The 14,428-nt window shown below is 40.3% G+C and carries 15 protein-coding genes; 1 reads left to right on the top strand and 14 read right to left on the bottom strand.

The window, feature by feature from the left end:
- Window positions 1–9: 9 nt before the first annotated feature.
- The 5 genes from rseP to ruvB form a co-directional block, all read right to left on the bottom strand.
- Entirely contained in the window at window positions 10–1,269 is a 1,260-nt protein-coding gene (rseP, locus tag L0P31_RS02495; protein ID WP_004255204.1) for an RIP metalloprotease RseP, read from the bottom strand.
- Between the two features lie 21 nt (window positions 1,270–1,290).
- Window positions 1,291–2,094 (bottom strand): phosphatidate cytidylyltransferase, encoded by an 804-nt coding sequence (locus tag L0P31_RS02490; RefSeq protein ID WP_000189852.1) that lies wholly within the window; start codon window positions 2,092–2,094, stop codon window positions 1,291–1,293.
- A gap of 8 nt (window positions 2,095–2,102) precedes the next feature.
- A complete protein-coding gene (locus L0P31_RS02485) occupies window positions 2,103–2,861 on the bottom strand; it encodes an isoprenyl transferase (RefSeq protein WP_000466719.1) in 759 nt (252 codons plus the stop codon).
- Window positions 2,862–3,206: 345 nt separating this feature from the next.
- Complete coding sequence (locus L0P31_RS02480) at window positions 3,207–3,779, bottom strand: nucleotidyltransferase family protein (protein WP_238095590.1); 573 nt, start codon at window positions 3,777–3,779, stop codon at window positions 3,207–3,209.
- Window positions 3,760–4,758, bottom strand: coding sequence for a Holliday junction branch migration DNA helicase RuvB (gene ruvB, locus L0P31_RS02475; RefSeq protein ID WP_025169652.1), 999 nt, complete (start codon window positions 4,756–4,758; stop codon window positions 3,760–3,762). The genes L0P31_RS02480 and ruvB overlap by 20 nt, the downstream gene beginning before the upstream one ends.
- Window positions 4,759–4,891: 133 nt before the next feature.
- On the opposite strand from ruvB, the gene L0P31_RS02470 reads away from it, so the two are divergent.
- Window positions 4,892–4,984, top strand: coding sequence for a type I toxin-antitoxin system Fst family toxin (locus tag L0P31_RS02470; RefSeq protein ID WP_004255195.1), 93 nt, complete (start codon window positions 4,892–4,894; stop codon window positions 4,982–4,984).
- Between the two features lie 723 nt (window positions 4,985–5,707).
- Here the strand turns inward: L0P31_RS02470 and L0P31_RS02465 are convergent.
- The 9 genes from L0P31_RS02465 to L0P31_RS02425 form a co-directional block, all read right to left on the bottom strand.
- Complete coding sequence (locus L0P31_RS02465; RefSeq protein WP_033685576.1) at window positions 5,708–6,124, bottom strand: GNAT family N-acetyltransferase; 417 nt, start codon at window positions 6,122–6,124, stop codon at window positions 5,708–5,710.
- Window positions 6,125–6,135: 11 nt separating this feature from the next.
- On the bottom strand, window positions 6,136–6,831 hold the full coding sequence (locus tag L0P31_RS02460; RefSeq protein ID WP_033685577.1) for a GNAT family N-acetyltransferase: 696 nt from the start codon (window positions 6,829–6,831) through the stop codon (window positions 6,136–6,138).
- Window positions 6,832–6,925: 94 nt separating this feature from the next.
- Window positions 6,926–7,345 (bottom strand): DUF3021 domain-containing protein, encoded by a 420-nt coding sequence (locus tag L0P31_RS02455; RefSeq protein WP_238095588.1) that lies wholly within the window; start codon window positions 7,343–7,345, stop codon window positions 6,926–6,928.
- Between the two features lie 9 nt (window positions 7,346–7,354).
- Complete coding sequence (locus L0P31_RS02450; protein WP_000701930.1) at window positions 7,355–7,810, bottom strand: LytTR family DNA-binding domain-containing protein; 456 nt, start codon at window positions 7,808–7,810, stop codon at window positions 7,355–7,357.
- 18 nt (window positions 7,811–7,828) lie between these two features.
- Window positions 7,829–8,671 carry an ABC transporter permease gene (locus L0P31_RS02445; protein ID WP_084947813.1) on the bottom strand — a complete coding sequence of 281 codons (843 nt, stop codon included), beginning with the start codon at window positions 8,669–8,671 and terminating at the stop codon, window positions 7,829–7,831.
- Window positions 8,671–9,537, bottom strand: a complete 867-nt coding sequence (locus L0P31_RS02440) for an ABC transporter ATP-binding protein (protein ID WP_238095586.1) — start codon at window positions 9,535–9,537, stop codon at window positions 8,671–8,673. Before L0P31_RS02440 ends, L0P31_RS02445 begins: the two co-directional genes overlap by 1 nt.
- Before the next feature lie 250 nt (window positions 9,538–9,787).
- Window positions 9,788–12,289, bottom strand: a complete 2,502-nt coding sequence (gene leuS / locus L0P31_RS02435) for a leucine--tRNA ligase (protein WP_238095584.1) — start codon at window positions 12,287–12,289, stop codon at window positions 9,788–9,790.
- 350 nt (window positions 12,290–12,639) lie between these two features.
- Window positions 12,640–13,728: a glycerol dehydrogenase gene (locus tag L0P31_RS02430; RefSeq protein ID WP_023945062.1), complete on the bottom strand. Its 1,089-nt coding sequence runs from the start codon at window positions 13,726–13,728 to the stop codon at window positions 12,640–12,642.
- 17 nt (window positions 13,729–13,745) lie between these two features.
- Window positions 13,746–14,414: a fructose-6-phosphate aldolase gene (locus L0P31_RS02425; RefSeq protein WP_238095583.1), complete on the bottom strand. Its 669-nt coding sequence runs from the start codon at window positions 14,412–14,414 to the stop codon at window positions 13,746–13,748.
- Window positions 14,415–14,428 lie beyond the last annotated feature (14 nt).

Below are 14,428 nucleotides of genomic sequence, written 5' to 3'. Positions count from 1 at the left end.
ATTCCTCGATTATCTAAAAAAGAGTCGCATGATGTCATTCCAGGTCACAGCAATCATCAAGACAACCATGATGACCACTCCGGCCAAGGTGACATAGGTTTCAATTTCTTGTTTCAATGGTTTGCGGCGGATGGCTTCCAGGATATTGAGCACAATCTTACCACCATCCAGAGCTGGAATCGGAATAAGATTAAAAATCCCAATATTGATGGAAATCACTGCCAAGAAGTACAAGACATTCTCAATTCCATTTTTAGCGGCATCACTACTTGCCTTAAAGATAGCAACAGGTCCACCCAGCTTGTTCAAATCCGGTTGGAAAATCAAATTTTTCAGTTCTGAGAGAATTCGGAGGGCCGAGTCAGTAGCAGTTGTAAAACCACCTACAAACATGGATACAAAATCTGACTTAATCCCCGGTTGAACACCTAGAAGGTAACGGCCTTGACTTTCTTCGGGTGTAACAGTGACTTGTTTGTCACTCCCCTTTTCAGAAATAGTCACATCCAAAGTCGGGGCCGTCTTATCTTTGGTTTCTGTTTCCACAGCCTGAATCAAGCTTTCCCAGTTGTTAATCTCATGTGAGCCAATCTTGGTAATTTGTGCCGTTTCTGGCACTCCCACCTTGGCCAAAGCCCCTTGGGGCATGACATGGAACTGGTTAGTATCAACATCTCTGACGCCACCCTGCATGAAGATTAAAATCCAAAAAACAACGACACCTAAGATAAAGTTATTCATAGGTCCTGCAAAGTTGGTAATGAGTTTGCCCCAGATAGTTGCATTTTGATATTGAACATCCAAGGGAGCAATCCGAACCTCAGTACCATCTGCTTCCACAACCGTTGCATCGTGATCTACTGCAAATGTTTTTTCTTCTTCCAGAACCAAACCCTTGATAAAAAGCTTGTCTTCAAAGTCAAACTGGGTCACCTGCATAGGAAGAGCTGTTTGATCTAATTTTTTACCAGAAAGATTGATGCGCTTAACCTTACCATCATCAGCAAGAGTCAAACTGACAGGAGTTCCTGTCTTGATTTCAGTTGTATCATCACCCCAACCGGCCATGCGAACATAGCCACCCAGAGGCAAGATTCGAATGGTATAGGCCGTTCCATCCTTGCCAATGTGAGCAAAGATTTTGGGGCCCATTCCAATGGCAAATTCACGCACTAGAATCCCTGATTTCTTGGCAAAGTAGAAGTGTCCGAACTCGTGCACTACCACAATAATCCCGAAAACCAGAATAAAGGTTAAAATTCCGAGCATAGTATTTCCTCCGTCTTTTGATTAAAAGAGTCCAAACAAGTGCATGATTGGAAATACAAGCAACATACTATCAAAACGATCCAAAACACCACCATGTCCAGGGATAAATTTCCCAGAATCCTTGACACCAAAGTGACGCTTGATCGAACTTTCTAGTAAATCACCAAATTGTCCAGCAATGCTAAAGAAAATAGCAAAGACGGACATCTTGTAAATTCCATACGGAAGAGCAACTGTTCTGTCAAACATCATAAAGATGATGGTTACTAAAATCGCACCTAAAATACCACCCAAGGCACCCTCAAAGGTTTTATTTGGAGAAACTGTCGGAGCTAGTTTTCGTTTACCATAGTTCATCCCAACAAGATAGGCACCACTGTCTGTTGCCCAAACAATACACAAGGCTAATAGTGCCTTATCTAAACCTGCAATTCTAGCATCTAATAGAGCATTAAAACCAAAGCCCACATAAAAGCTCATAGCAAGAGGGAAAACAGCATCCTCAATCGTATAGGACTTGCTAAAAACAGTCGTTCCTAACATAATTGAAATCAAAACACTATAGGCAACTACATTCCCATCAACTGGTAAAAAAGTCAGGTAATTCTCCAAGGGAATGGTCAAAGCAAAGGTTGCAAAGAGGGTCAAGAGGCCCTCCATCGTCATGGTCTCTAGACCTCTCATCTTCAAAAGTTCATGCATGGCTAGCATGGCTATGATTCCAATTGCTATCTGAAGCAAGAGTCCCCCAATCATTAAAATTGGTAGGAAAATAGCCAGGGCAATCCCTGCAAACAAGGTTCTTTTCTGTAAATCCTGTGTCATATTTCCTCCTAAACTCCTCCAAATCGGCGATGACGACGATTGTAGGCAAGAATGGCTTCCTGCAAGGCCGCCTCGTCAAAATCAGGCCACAAGGTGTCCGTAAAATAGAGCTCACTGTAGGCTCCTTGCCATGGAAGGAAATTACTCAAACGCAATTCTCCACTAGTACGGATAATCAAGTCCGGATCTCGTAAGTCCTTAGGCAAATGCTGGGTAAAGAGATAGTTGCCAATCAATTCCTCTGTGATGTCACCTGGGTTGATTTTGGCATCTAAAACATCCTGGGAAATCAACTTAAGCGCCTGCGTAATCTCAGCACGTCCACCATAGTTAAGAGCAAAGTTAAGAATCAAACCTGTATTGTTCTTAGTCAATTCCTCAGCCTTGGTTAAAGCTTCAAAGGTTTGCTTAGGCAGTCGGTCCGTCTCCCCAATCATTTGAATCTTAACATTATTCGCATGCAATTCCGGGACATAATTATCATAAAACTCTACTGGCAAGTTCATGATAAACTTGACTTCCTGATCTGGACGGGTCCAGTTTTCTGTAGAAAAAGCATAAACTGTAATCACCTTGACGCCTAGTTTGTTGGCTGCCTTGGTCACAGTTTGCAATGCTTCCATGCCCGCCTTGTGTCCGAAGACTCGCGGTTGCATACGTTTTTTAGCCCAACGCCCATTGCCATCCATGATGATGCCGATATGAGCAGGAACCTGTGTCGGAACCTCTACTTCCACAGCCTTATCTTTCTTAAAAAATCCAAACATGATCTTATTCCTATTCAAAAATCTATCGTTTCATTATACCATATTTCCCTATTTTCTTCTATCACTAAGCTATTTATACTCTTCGAAAATCAAATTCAAACCACGTCAGCTCTATCTGCAACCTCAAAACAGTGTTTTGAGCAACCTGCGGCTAGCTTCCTAGTTTGCTCTTTGATTTTCATTGAGTATTATTCTCAGGCACAAAGCCCATTTCCAAAAAAATAAGCCGCCTGATTGGGCGACTTTATTTTTTATAGGGAGATTATTATGAAAAAGTTTTAGGAGTTTAAGTTAAGGTCTTCTTAACTTATGGACTTAGTATACACTTCCTAGCTTAAAGTTTCCTTAAGTATTTTTAAAAATCAAATTTTTCCATTTTTCCTGCCAATTTTTCTTGGATAATCGTGTTTGATAGAGAGCCATTCGGTCTTCATTTTCTAAGAAATGAGGAGTGGGACGAACTTGAAAATTCAAAATATCCTCCAAACCATAAGGTGCATAGAGTTCAAAATCGGATTCTTCATTCAAGCGTAGTCCAACAGCCGTACACCGTTCTGGATACTTACTCATAGCATCACAAGAGCTGCTATAGGGAGCAGTATGAGGGCTGTGCTGGTGCATATAGACCTGATTTTTCAATTCCCACTGGTACTGAGGAAAGTCCTCTCTCAGCTTTTTCTCTAGGGACAAGGTTTCCTCATAAGAAATATCTGGATCAAAGAAAATCACATCTACATCTGTTTCAAGATCAAATGCTGGTCTCTCTGACAAGAGATTCCAGATAAAATTTCTGACAGAACCTGCTGCCAACCAAGAATCTTTCAGACCAAGGTTTCGGATGATAGTCAAAATAGCCATCATATCCGAATTTTCTCTGAAAGAGTCTAAAATTTCAGCCTTATTTTTCAATATATTCATACCCTAAATGCTCATATGCCTTAGCAGTCGCCACTCGTCCAGAACGTGTCCGCATGATAAAACCTTTTTGAATCAAGTAGGGCTCATACATGTCTTCAACTGTCTCACGCTCTTCTGCTATGTTAACAGAAAGAGTTCCTAGACCAACAGGACCACCACCGTACATCTCAATCATGGTGCGAAGGATTTTCTGGTCCACATAGTCCAGACCTTCATGGTCAACATCCAGCATAGTCAAAGCCTTATCAGTAATAAGATCATCGATAACCCCATTCCCCATAATCTGGGCAAAATCGCGCACGCGTTTGAGGAGACGATTGGCAATACGAGGGGTTCCACGACTACGTAGGGCTAATTCAGATGCTGCCTCATGAGTGATTTCCATCTCAAAAATATCTGCCGTCCGCTCAACAATTTCCGTCAAGTCAGCATGGGCATAATACTCCATGTGACCTGTAATTCCAAAACGTGCCCGTAGCGGATTTGAGAGCATACCAGCCCGAGTCGTCGCACCAATCAAAGTGAAAGGTGGCAACTCCAAATGAACACTGCGACTGCCTTCACCAGCCCCAATCATGATATCAATGTAGAAGTCCTCCATGGCACTATAAAGCACCTCTTCCACTGACATTGGCAAACGATGAATCTCATCAATAAAGAGAACATCCCCAGGCTCTAAGTCATTCAAAATCGCTACCAAATCACCGGCTTTTTCAATGACTGGACCCGAAGTCTGCTTGAGATTGACACCTAGTTCGTTGGCAATAACAAAAGCCATGGTCGTTTTTCCCAAGCCTGGAGGGCCAAATAAAAGCACATGATCCAGCGCTTCATCCCGCATTTTGGCAGCTTCTATAAAGATTTGAAGCTGGTCCTTGACCTTATCCTGCCCAATATATTCACGTAAATACTGAGGACGGAGCGTGCGTTCTACTAACTCCTCGTCCCCCATTATCTCATTATCTAAAATTCTACTCATGGCTCTATTATATCAAAAAACCAAGCCACAAACAAAAAAGCCACCTGATTGGGTGACTCCAGAGTTTAGCACCTATGTGGTATAACATTCTACGGCACTGCTACACCGCCTACGAAAGGAGGTGAGATAGCCCATGATGGGATTAGTACTCAAAACTATCATCGGACCAATTGTGGTCGGTGTCGTTCTTCGCTTAGTCGATAAATGGCTAAACAAGGATAAATAGTGTCAAAAAAGACCCCTAGCTTATTTGGTCGTGAGCTTGGGGCCATTTCTAGCCTATGATATAGAACTAGTACTCAATTCCTTTTTATTATCCCATAGTTCACAAAATTTTTCAAAGGTTTATATTCGTGGCTTTTCAAGCTTTAACCGCTGTACAACAATATGATGACTCACTCCTTGAAAACCAAGAGCATTATTACAGTAGTTCTAGTCCTTCAATTAACAGTCACTTAAATTCAAAGTAAGGTTGAAGTAGCTGAAGCGACAACAGAACTATTTATTAGTCATATTCGCTAAAAAAAGTCCCCGCCAATTCCCCGACCAAAATCCGAAAAATATCGGAAAATGATTTTTAGAATAGTCCCCAAAATCCTGAAATAGAGCCAAAAAACTCCACCTGATTGGGTGGAGTTAAGGGAGATTATTATGAAAAAGAAAAGTTTAGGATTTTATTAAATAAAGTTAGGAGGTCTTTATTTAATAACTATATGATACAAGACAAAGCTTAAAACTAGCTTAACTTTTCTCAAATTCTACTATTCTGAAAAAATTTCTATCTCCAGTATCTACCCACACCAAAAAAGCCACCTGATTGGGTGGCTTCATTAGGAGATTATGATGAAAAAAGTTTTAGGATTTCATTAAATAAAGTTAGGAGGTCTTTATTTAATGATTATATAATACTAGACCAGTCTTAAATTTTGCTTAAGAAAAACAAGTTTTATTATTTTTCTCGATTCATCCAAGTCATCCCTATACAATTATAGGTGGATAAGATTTCAAAGCCCATAGAACGATAGAATCCCAAGGTTCTTTCTGTCTGGTCTGTCACCAGCTGGACTTGATAGGCATCTTTGTAATCCTCTAAAGCCTCTTTTATCAAGGCACTACCAATCCCTTTACGCTGATAGATTGGTAAAACAATTAAATCCTGAACCAATACTGATGAGAATCCATCTCCAACCAAACGAATCAAGCCCACCACAGCATCGCCATCAAGTGCCACATAAATCGCTAATGAATGAGATAAGGCCTGCTCCAGCATCTGAGGTTGATGGGTATAATTTGTCCAACCGACAGCCTGATAGAGATGCAAAACATCCTCTAGCTTGACAATTTCTTGCTTTTTAATAGTAATCATCTCAAAACCTCTTAAAGCTCTCTCAAGCTCTTGTACTGTCGTCCATTTTTATCAAAGTTTTCAGGAGTCAGCCATGCTGCCAAACGAGCTTTGACTTTTGGCCAGTCCTTATCAATCATAGACAACCAATCCGTATCCCTCGTACGCCCCTTATAAACCACTGCCTGACGGAAGGTTCCTTCGTAGACAAATCCCAAACGCTCCGCAGCTCGTCTTGATGGCATGTTAAGAACATCGCATTTCCACTCATATCGACGATAGTTAAGCTCCTCAAAAACATAGCGAGCTAGGAGATACTGAGCCTCTGTCCCTATCCGTGTCCCCCTGAGTTTTGGAGAAAAAGTGACAGCTCCCACTTCTATTACTCGGTTATTCTGGTCAATGCGCATGAGAGAAAAAGTTCCCAAAGCCTTACCAGTTACCTTGTCTATGATTGCATAGTAAAAACGGTCCTTACGAGCCAACATCTGATTTAAAAGGCTGACCAGTTCCTCCCTGTCTGCCACTGGTTCCTGAAAGAGGTAGGTCCACATCTCCCTAGGAGTATCAGGGCCATAAACAGCTAGCAAATCCTCCGCATGCTTTTCTACCGAGAGAGCCTCTATCCGAGCATAACGCCCTTCTAAGAAATCAATAGAAGGCAGTTCACCTGGTGTATAACCTTCCATTGACTCACCAATCATCTGACCATATTCATTTACTGGCATAGCTTTCTCCTTATTTTTATACTGAAAATACTATATCATAAATTACTCTAAATGGAAACTAGCACTCTCTTCAAACCTCATCCTCAACACTACATTAGTGATTCGTTTTCTTTCTTTTATCTTCTAAGGCTTGATTAATTCGTTGGGCGAGCTTGTGAGTTTGCCAGATCTGGTACAACCATATCAGTCCATAAATCAACAAGAAAAAGAACCAAAGCAAGGGACTCAACAATGCTGAACCCCAGCCCAAAAATAGAGAGGTCAATACTAAAATAGTAGCTGTCACTAATAAATGAACTCCTACACGTATACTAAAAGCAAGAAACTCTAGCTTTTCAAGTATTAAAGTCAATACCCCCATAATTCCACCCATTAAAAACAGAGCTAGAATATTTTTTATCATTGGTTCAGGATAGGTAATACCTGGATAACACTGAGCTAATAACATCATACTCAAATAAAAGAAGGAAGCCGTACGCATTCCCGATACAAAATAATCAATTAATCGTTTCATGATTTTCTCCTATAAACCTAGATAATTCATTAAGGACTTAACGTATTTCCGACTCACACTAGATTTGATGCCCCGAGTCATTTTAGCCATCATGTTCCCTGAAAAACTATCTGATAACGATTCTAAGTGGTCAATGTTTATAATTGAATGGCGTGATATCTGTATAAAGTTCCGTCGGTTAATCCTATTCTGAAAGTTTGTCAATGTTTCCTTAGTTTTATAAATCCCGTCTACCGTATAAATGGTCAACAAGTTCTTATCGATATCTGCTAAAATAAGATCCTCAATTTTCACCATAACCAGATGATCATCCGTTCGAATAGGAATGACCACCTGATTGGTTGTTGAAAATTGTTCTAAATACTCCATGACTTCCCTCGCTTGGTCGGTTAACTGAGCTGCCTGAATTACAATATGTGGGTCCTTTTCTGAAAACTCTGCCTTCATTTCAAAACGAATCTTCATTTTCTCTCCAATATACTTTTATTTTCTCTTGCTAAATACTTTAACAAATAAAATCCAAAGAAAAATAGCGACAAGACTGATAATAACCACTATAAAGTATGTCTCTTCCTTTGTCAATAGTTCTTGCCAGTTGATTTGGATTCCCATTTTTTCTTGAAATTCCTTTAACAATCTGCTATTTCCTGTAAATGCAGTTTCTAACCGCTCTTTCATTAAAATTTGTCGATAGAGAGAAGCAATATAAGTTGCAGGGGTACACTTCATGATAATTTGTGCAAAATCAGGTAATACTCCAATGGGGATATAAGTTCCTACCAAAAATCCAGAAGCAGTCCCCACTATAGTTGCCAGTTTGCCAAGACTATCTACAGATTGAAAACGGTAAATCAAAAGAATATTTACCACACTTGAAAGCAGACTGCTTAACAGCATAATCAAAGTAATTTCCGGTAAATAACTGATAACTGGACTTTCTCTAAAATAAAGGCTCATAACAGCAAACATAAACACCTGCATGACAAAAGAAATGATAATACTGCTGATTAGATAGGACACCTGTAAGCCCCAGCTACCTAAATCTGTCAAGAAAAGATCTTGATCTACTTGATTTTCACGATCCTGTACCATTTGTGTAAGAGCCGTAAAACTGGTTGTAATCCCAGTCACAGCCAAGGTCCCACCCATCAGCCAGTTATTTAAAAGCTTCGTATTATCAGGGAGTTGGGTCCAAGCATCCGTCAAGTTCTTCTGCAAAAAAATGATATAAAGCAGGAAGGAAATCAATGCCCCCAATAATGAGAAAAATACTCCTGAACGATTACGAAAATATAAGATAAAATTCCGTTTCAATAAAGCTAACATTAGCGAACCTCTCTTCCTGTAAGTGCAATAAAGGCATCATCCATAGTGCCCGGACGAAACTCAAAAGAATCAATTTCTTCTCGAACTTTTGCCAAATATTCAATGGCTTCCTGTGACGTCCTTGGATAAAAAAGATATTCCAACTCATTTTCTTCCTCTACTGTCATTCCAGTCTGTAACAACTTTTCTAAATCCTTCATTTCTTTAAAACGAATTTTTAGGATATTAGAAGCATACTGACTTTTAATAGCCGTCGCAGAACCTTTCGCAATCACTTTCCCATGATCAACGATATAGATCCGATCCGCTTCATCCGCTTCATCCAGATAATGAGTCGTTAAGATAATAGTCATCCCTTCATCCTTTTGTAGTCGAGACAGTAAATCCCAAATGGCTTTGCGAGTCTGAATATCTAGACCTGTCGTTGGTTCATCTAAGAAAAGAATATCTGGCTGTGAAAGAAGAGCACGCGCAATATCAACCCGACGTTTTTGTCCACCTGACAAAGTCCCATATAGTTGTTTCTGGAAAGCAGTCAAGCCCAGTTGATGGATCAAATCATCCACACGACTTGCTGCAATCTCCTTATACTGTTGAGCACGAATCGTGAGATTTTCCCTAACCGTTAACATCTCATCTAGTACACTAGCTTGAAAAACAACTCCGATTTTCGTATTTGGCGCATAGCGAATCTGACCTTGTGTCGGCTTTTTCAAGCCGATTAACATGGAAATAGTGGTTGATTTTCCTGCACCATTGGGACCCAAAATAGCATTAAAACTCCCTTTTTCAAACTCTAACTGAATATCGTCAACAGCCATATAATCGCCGTACCGTTTAGTCAAATGTTTAGCTTGTAAAATCATATTTATTTCCTCCTCTTTACCTCACCAGTTTAACAAAAATAATGAAAGAAAAATCGACTTTTGAGATAAGTGGTTGAAATGAGAGGTTAAGTGGTGAGATGATGGAAACAGAATTATATTTTTCATTCAAAAAATCCTCCAGATTCTACTCTGAAGGATTTCTATCTTATTTCACAACGATATTAACGAGTTTAGTTGGCTCAAACAGTTTGGGAAACTGTTTGAGGTTGGAAATCAGCAAATAAATTGGTTATTTCGCAACAATATTAACCAATTTATTCGGTACCGCAATCACTTTCACGATTTCCTTACCGTCAATCTCTGCTTTGACTTTTTCATCCGCTAGAGCAATTTCTTGCAATTCTTCACGTGACAAGTCTTTAGCAACCATGAGTTTGGCACGAACTTTTCCTTTGATTTGGACGACGATTTCGATTTCGTCTTCAACCAATTTGCTTTCGTCCCAGGTTGGCCAAGCCACGTAAGAGATTGATTCACCTGTTGCTGCAACTGTTTGCCAGAGTTCTTCTGCCAAGTGAGGTGCAAATGGGGCAATCAATTGGATAAAGCCTTTGGCGTAGTCCGCATAGAGTTTGTCTTCCTTATTAGCAGCGTTAACAAAGACCATAAGTTGGGCAATGGCTGTATTGAATTTCATAGACTCGATTTGCTCTGTGACAGCTTTGACTGTTTCATTGTAGACCTTGTCAAGAGCGCCATTGTTTTCCGCAACGATTTCTTTACTTGTAATCAAACGGTAAACACGGTCAAGGAACTTACGGCTTCCTTCCAGACCTTCTTCAGACCAAGCGATTGAAGCATCAAGTGGGCCCATGAACATTTCATAGACACGAAGAGTATCGGCACCGTATTGTTCCACTACGTCATCTGGGTTAACAACATTCTTGAGTGATTTAGACATCTTGGCTGGTGCTTGCTCCAACTCTTCCCCTGTTTCCACATGGAAGAAAGAACCGTCACGTTTTTCAACCTTGTCAGTCGCCACAAGCGCACCACGATGGTCACGGTAGCTTGTTCCCAAGATCATTCCTTGGTTAAAGAGTTTTTGGAATGGTTCCTTAGTTGGAACGACACCTAGGTCATAGAGGAATTTGTGCCAGAAGCGAGCATAAAGCAAGTGAAGTACAGCATGCTCTGCACCACCCACGTAAATATCTACTGGCAACCATTGTTTGAGAAGGTCCTCATCAGCCAATTTCTCAGTATTGTGTGGGTCAATATAGCGGAGGTAGTACCAGCTTGAGCCAGCCCATTGTGGCATGGTGTTTGTTTCACGACGACCTTTGACGCCATCTTCACGAGTCACTTCAAGCCAGTCTGTTAAGTTAGCTAGCGGACTTTCCCCAGTACCTGAAGGACGGATGTCCTTGGTTACAGGCAAGACAAGTGGCAATTCATTTTCAGGAACAGCTGTTGAAGTTCCATCTTCCCAATGAATGATTGGAATTGGCTCACCCCAGTAACGTTGACGACTAAAGAGCCAGTCGCGGAGACGGTAGGTAACCTTCTCTTGTCCATAGCCTTTTTCTTCCAACCAAGCCACAATCTTAGCAATAGCTTCTTCTTTGTTCAGTCCATCTAGGAAGTCAGAGTTGACGTGAAGCCCATCTTCTGTGTAGGCAACTTCTTCAACATTTCCACCTTCAAGTACTTCTACGATTGGAAGCTCAAATTGTTTGGCAAATTCCCAGTCACGTTGGTCATGGGCAGGCACGGCCATGACAGCACCTGTTCCATAGCTAGCAAGAACATAGTCCGCAATCCAGATTGGAATTTCCTTGCCGTTTACAGGGTTGATGGCATAAGCACCAGTCCAAACTCCTGTTTTTTCTTTGGCAAGGTCAGTACGAGCCAAGTCAGACTTGAGGCTGGCTTGGTGTTTGTAGGCTGCTACTGCCTCTGCTTGCTCTGGGCTTGTGATAGCGTCAACCAAGTCATGCTCAGGAGCCAAGACAGTGAAAGTCGCACCGAAAAGGGTGTCCGGACGAGTGGTAAAGACTGTGAATTCCTTGTCTGTTCCCTTAACTTTAAAGGTTACATTGGCACCAGTTGATTTACCAATCCAGTTGCGTTGCATGTCCTTAATAGACTCTGGCCAATCCAACTCATCTAAGTCATTAAGCAAGCGCTCTGCATAGGCCGTGATTTTAAGCATCCATTGACGCATTGGTTTGCGGACAACTGGATAGCCTCCACGCTCAGAAGTTCCATCAGGAAGAACCTCTTCGTTGGCGATGGCAGTTCCCAATTCTTCCACCCAGTTTACTGGCACTTCCGCTTCATAGGCCAAGCCCTTTTCGTAAAGCTTAGTGAAAATCCACTGAGTCCACTTGTAGTAGTTTGGATTTGTTGTGTTAACTTCACGATCCCAGTCATAAGAAAATCCAAGCGCATTGATTTGGCGTTTGAAGTTGGCAATATTTTCAGCTGTAAATTCTGCTGGGTCATTACCTGTATCCATAGCATACTGCTCAGCTGGCAAACCAAAAGCATCCCAACCCATTGGGTGAAGGACATTGTAGCCTTGCGCACGTTTGTAACGGCTGAGGATATCGGTTGCAGTATAACCTTCTGGGTGTCCTACGTGCAGACCCGCTCCAGACGGATAAGGGAACATATCAAGAGCATAAAACTTCGGTTTTGAGGCATCTGTTCCTGTCTTAAATGTATGATGTTCTGCCCAGTAGCCCTGCCACTTAGGCTCAATTTCTTTATGATTGTAAAAACTCATGGTCTCTCTCCAATTTTGTGATGTTACTATTATACCATTTTTGAGGGAATTTGAAATGTGTTAAAAGAAAAAACTGTATACTGTATGTCATTAATTTTGATGGCTCTGAATTGCTCTATCACCCACTTTTTTATCTTATTGTTATGCGAGAAATCAAAGAGCAAAACAATAAGCTTATCTCTTATAACACAAAATACTAATTTTAGACCAAAGATACGACTGGAATGCTAATTAATGTATTTATAATAAATAGCCGACAACCTATGTCGCTTTTTGATTTATGAAGAACGTCGGATTCAATACGAGGATCAATAAAAGACTACCATTTGGAAAACAGTAGTCCTTATTATTTATTTTGAATTTACATAGGCGTCTACAGCGATGATAGCTTGAGCAACATCTGAAGGCGAAATCTTAAACGGCATCTGATGGATTGTCTCACCCTCCATAGTTGCTTGTTTACCAACTTTTATTAAATCATCATATCCAACTTGATCTAAATGCATTTCTTTTAGAGTTGTTGGCATACCAATCTTTTTGTAAAACTCAATATACTTATCAAGTTCTTCTTTAGGCCTATTTTCTAATAAAAGTTGCACCAAAGTTCCATAAGCTACTTTTTCACCATGTGTTAAATGATGAATGTCACCTGTCAATGCAGTAAAACCATTATGAATTGCATGCGCCGCAGCTAATCCTCCACTTTCAAAACCTAGGCCACTCAATAGAGTATTAGCTTCAACAATATTTTCTAATGCTGGTGTCACAACTTTAGCTTCACAAGCTGCCATAGCCTGTAAACCATCTGCAAACAGCGTTTCTTCACATTTCTTCGCAATTGCAACTCCAGCCAACGTTTGTTGTTGTCCTAACATAGTTTTTCCATTTGCCTGCATAACCGCACGCGCCTCAACCCAAGTTGCTAAACCATCTGCAATACCAGACGCTAATAAACGCTTAGGGGCTTGTGAAATAACTTTTGTATCAACCAAAACTAAATCTGGATTTTTAGAATAAAATAGATAATGATCAAATGCACCTTCATCTGTATAAATAACAGATAAAGCAGATACAGGTGCGTCTGTCGATGCAATTGTTGGAGCAATAATAACAGGCTTTTCAATAAAATCTGCAATAGCTTTTGCACTATCAATCGTCTTTCCACCACCAAGACCGATAATACTATCACAATTTTCTTTCTCAGCTAAAGCAACAACTCGATTGATTTCATTGTCAGAAGCTTCACCATTAAATAGGGCCAGAACAATGTGGAAACCATATCTATGCAAGTAATCTTCAAATCGTTTTCCAACAATATCATAAACCAACTGATCACATAATAGAATCGGACGATTTCCCAAATCCAATATTGATTTGGCATTTTCAAACAAAGCATTTTCCCCTTGAATATATCTAGAAGGACTAGCAAAAATTCTCATATGTATTTCCTCTCTATCTAAATGGAACGACTATTTTGAGTAACAAACCAGTCATCAGAAAAATCATCAACCGCCTTTTGGATAGATGGCATGGCAAAAGCTGATTCAAAAACATCTGCTCCTGCTGTAACAGCATGCGCACCTGCAGCTAAAGCACTATTTACTTGTGCTACATTTTTAAAGGATGCAGCTAAAATCTTACTAGGAGAGTTCTGTCTATCAATAGCAAGAGCTAATTGACGAATGACAGAATTTGAATTAATGTTCAGATTTTCCATTCTATTATAATATGGAGCTAGGTAATCGGCTCCTGCTTCGATAGCTAATAATCCCTGAATAACTGTATAAATAGCTGTTGCAGTGATATGGTAGCCCTCTTTTTTTAGCACCTTTATTGCACGTAATCCAGCCGGAGTAACAGGTACTTTGATAAATATATCATCTCCTGCTTGTCTCCGAATTTCATAAGCATCCTTTAAGATGCCTTCAAAATCTTGAGCAATCACCTGAACATGAATAGAGGGTGTAGAGCCAATCAATTCTCTTACATCTTTGATTCGTTCAAAAAAATTAATAGAACCCTCTCTTTTTGCAATAGTGGGATTTGAAGTTACCCCAGCTAGCGGTAAAATTTCAGACCATTTTTTAATCTCATCTAAATTTAATGTGTCAAGCATAAATTCCATAAAAAGAACCTCTT

This window comes from Streptococcus mitis, from assembly GCF_022137125.1.
GTDB lineage: Bacteria > Bacillota > Bacilli > Lactobacillales > Streptococcaceae > Streptococcus > Streptococcus mitis_CE.
This window is presented reverse-complemented; position numbering and strand designations above follow the sequence as displayed.

Bases quoted from the DNA above. Each gene is read 5' to 3' on its own strand.
- L0P31_RS02440 (WP_238095586.1), bottom strand. From the start codon at position 9,537: ATGATTTTACAAGCTAAACATTTGACTAAACGGTACGGCGATTATATG.
- L0P31_RS02490 (WP_000189852.1), bottom strand. From the start codon at position 2,094: ATGACACAGGATTTACAGAAAAGAACCTTGTTTGCAGGGATTGCCCTG.
- L0P31_RS02450 (WP_000701930.1), bottom strand. From the start codon at position 7,810: ATGAAGATTCGTTTTGAAATGAAGGCAGAGTTTTCAGAAAAGGACCCA.
- ruvB (WP_025169652.1), bottom strand. From the start codon at position 4,758: ATGAGTAGAATTTTAGATAATGAGATAATGGGGGACGAGGAGTTAGTA.
- L0P31_RS02445 (WP_084947813.1), bottom strand. From the start codon at position 8,671: ATGTTAGCTTTATTGAAACGGAATTTTATCTTATATTTTCGTAATCGT.
- L0P31_RS02455 (WP_238095588.1), bottom strand. From the start codon at position 7,345: ATGAAACGATTAATTGATTATTTTGTATCGGGAATGCGTACGGCTTCC.
- L0P31_RS02480 (WP_238095590.1), bottom strand. From the start codon at position 3,779: ATGAATATATTGAAAAATAAGGCTGAAATTTTAGACTCTTTCAGAGAA.
- rseP (WP_004255204.1), bottom strand. From the start codon at position 1,269: ATGCTCGGAATTTTAACCTTTATTCTGGTTTTCGGGATTATTGTGGTA.
- L0P31_RS02430 (WP_023945062.1), bottom strand. From the start codon at position 13,728: ATGAGAATTTTTGCTAGTCCTTCTAGATATATTCAAGGGGAAAATGCT.
- L0P31_RS02485 (WP_000466719.1), bottom strand. From the start codon at position 2,861: ATGTTTGGATTTTTTAAGAAAGATAAGGCTGTGGAAGTAGAGGTTCCG.
- leuS (WP_238095584.1), bottom strand. From the start codon at position 12,289: ATGAGTTTTTACAATCATAAAGAAATTGAGCCTAAGTGGCAGGGCTAC.
- L0P31_RS02425 (WP_238095583.1), bottom strand. From the start codon at position 14,414: ATGGAATTTATGCTTGACACATTAAATTTAGATGAGATTAAAAAATGG.
- L0P31_RS02470 (WP_004255195.1), top strand. From the start codon at position 4,892: ATGATGGGATTAGTACTCAAAACTATCATCGGACCAATTGTGGTCGGT.
- L0P31_RS02460 (WP_033685577.1), bottom strand. From the start codon at position 6,831: ATGCCAGTAAATGAATATGGTCAGATGATTGGTGAGTCAATGGAAGGT.
- L0P31_RS02465 (WP_033685576.1), bottom strand. From the start codon at position 6,124: ATGATTACTATTAAAAAGCAAGAAATTGTCAAGCTAGAGGATGTTTTG.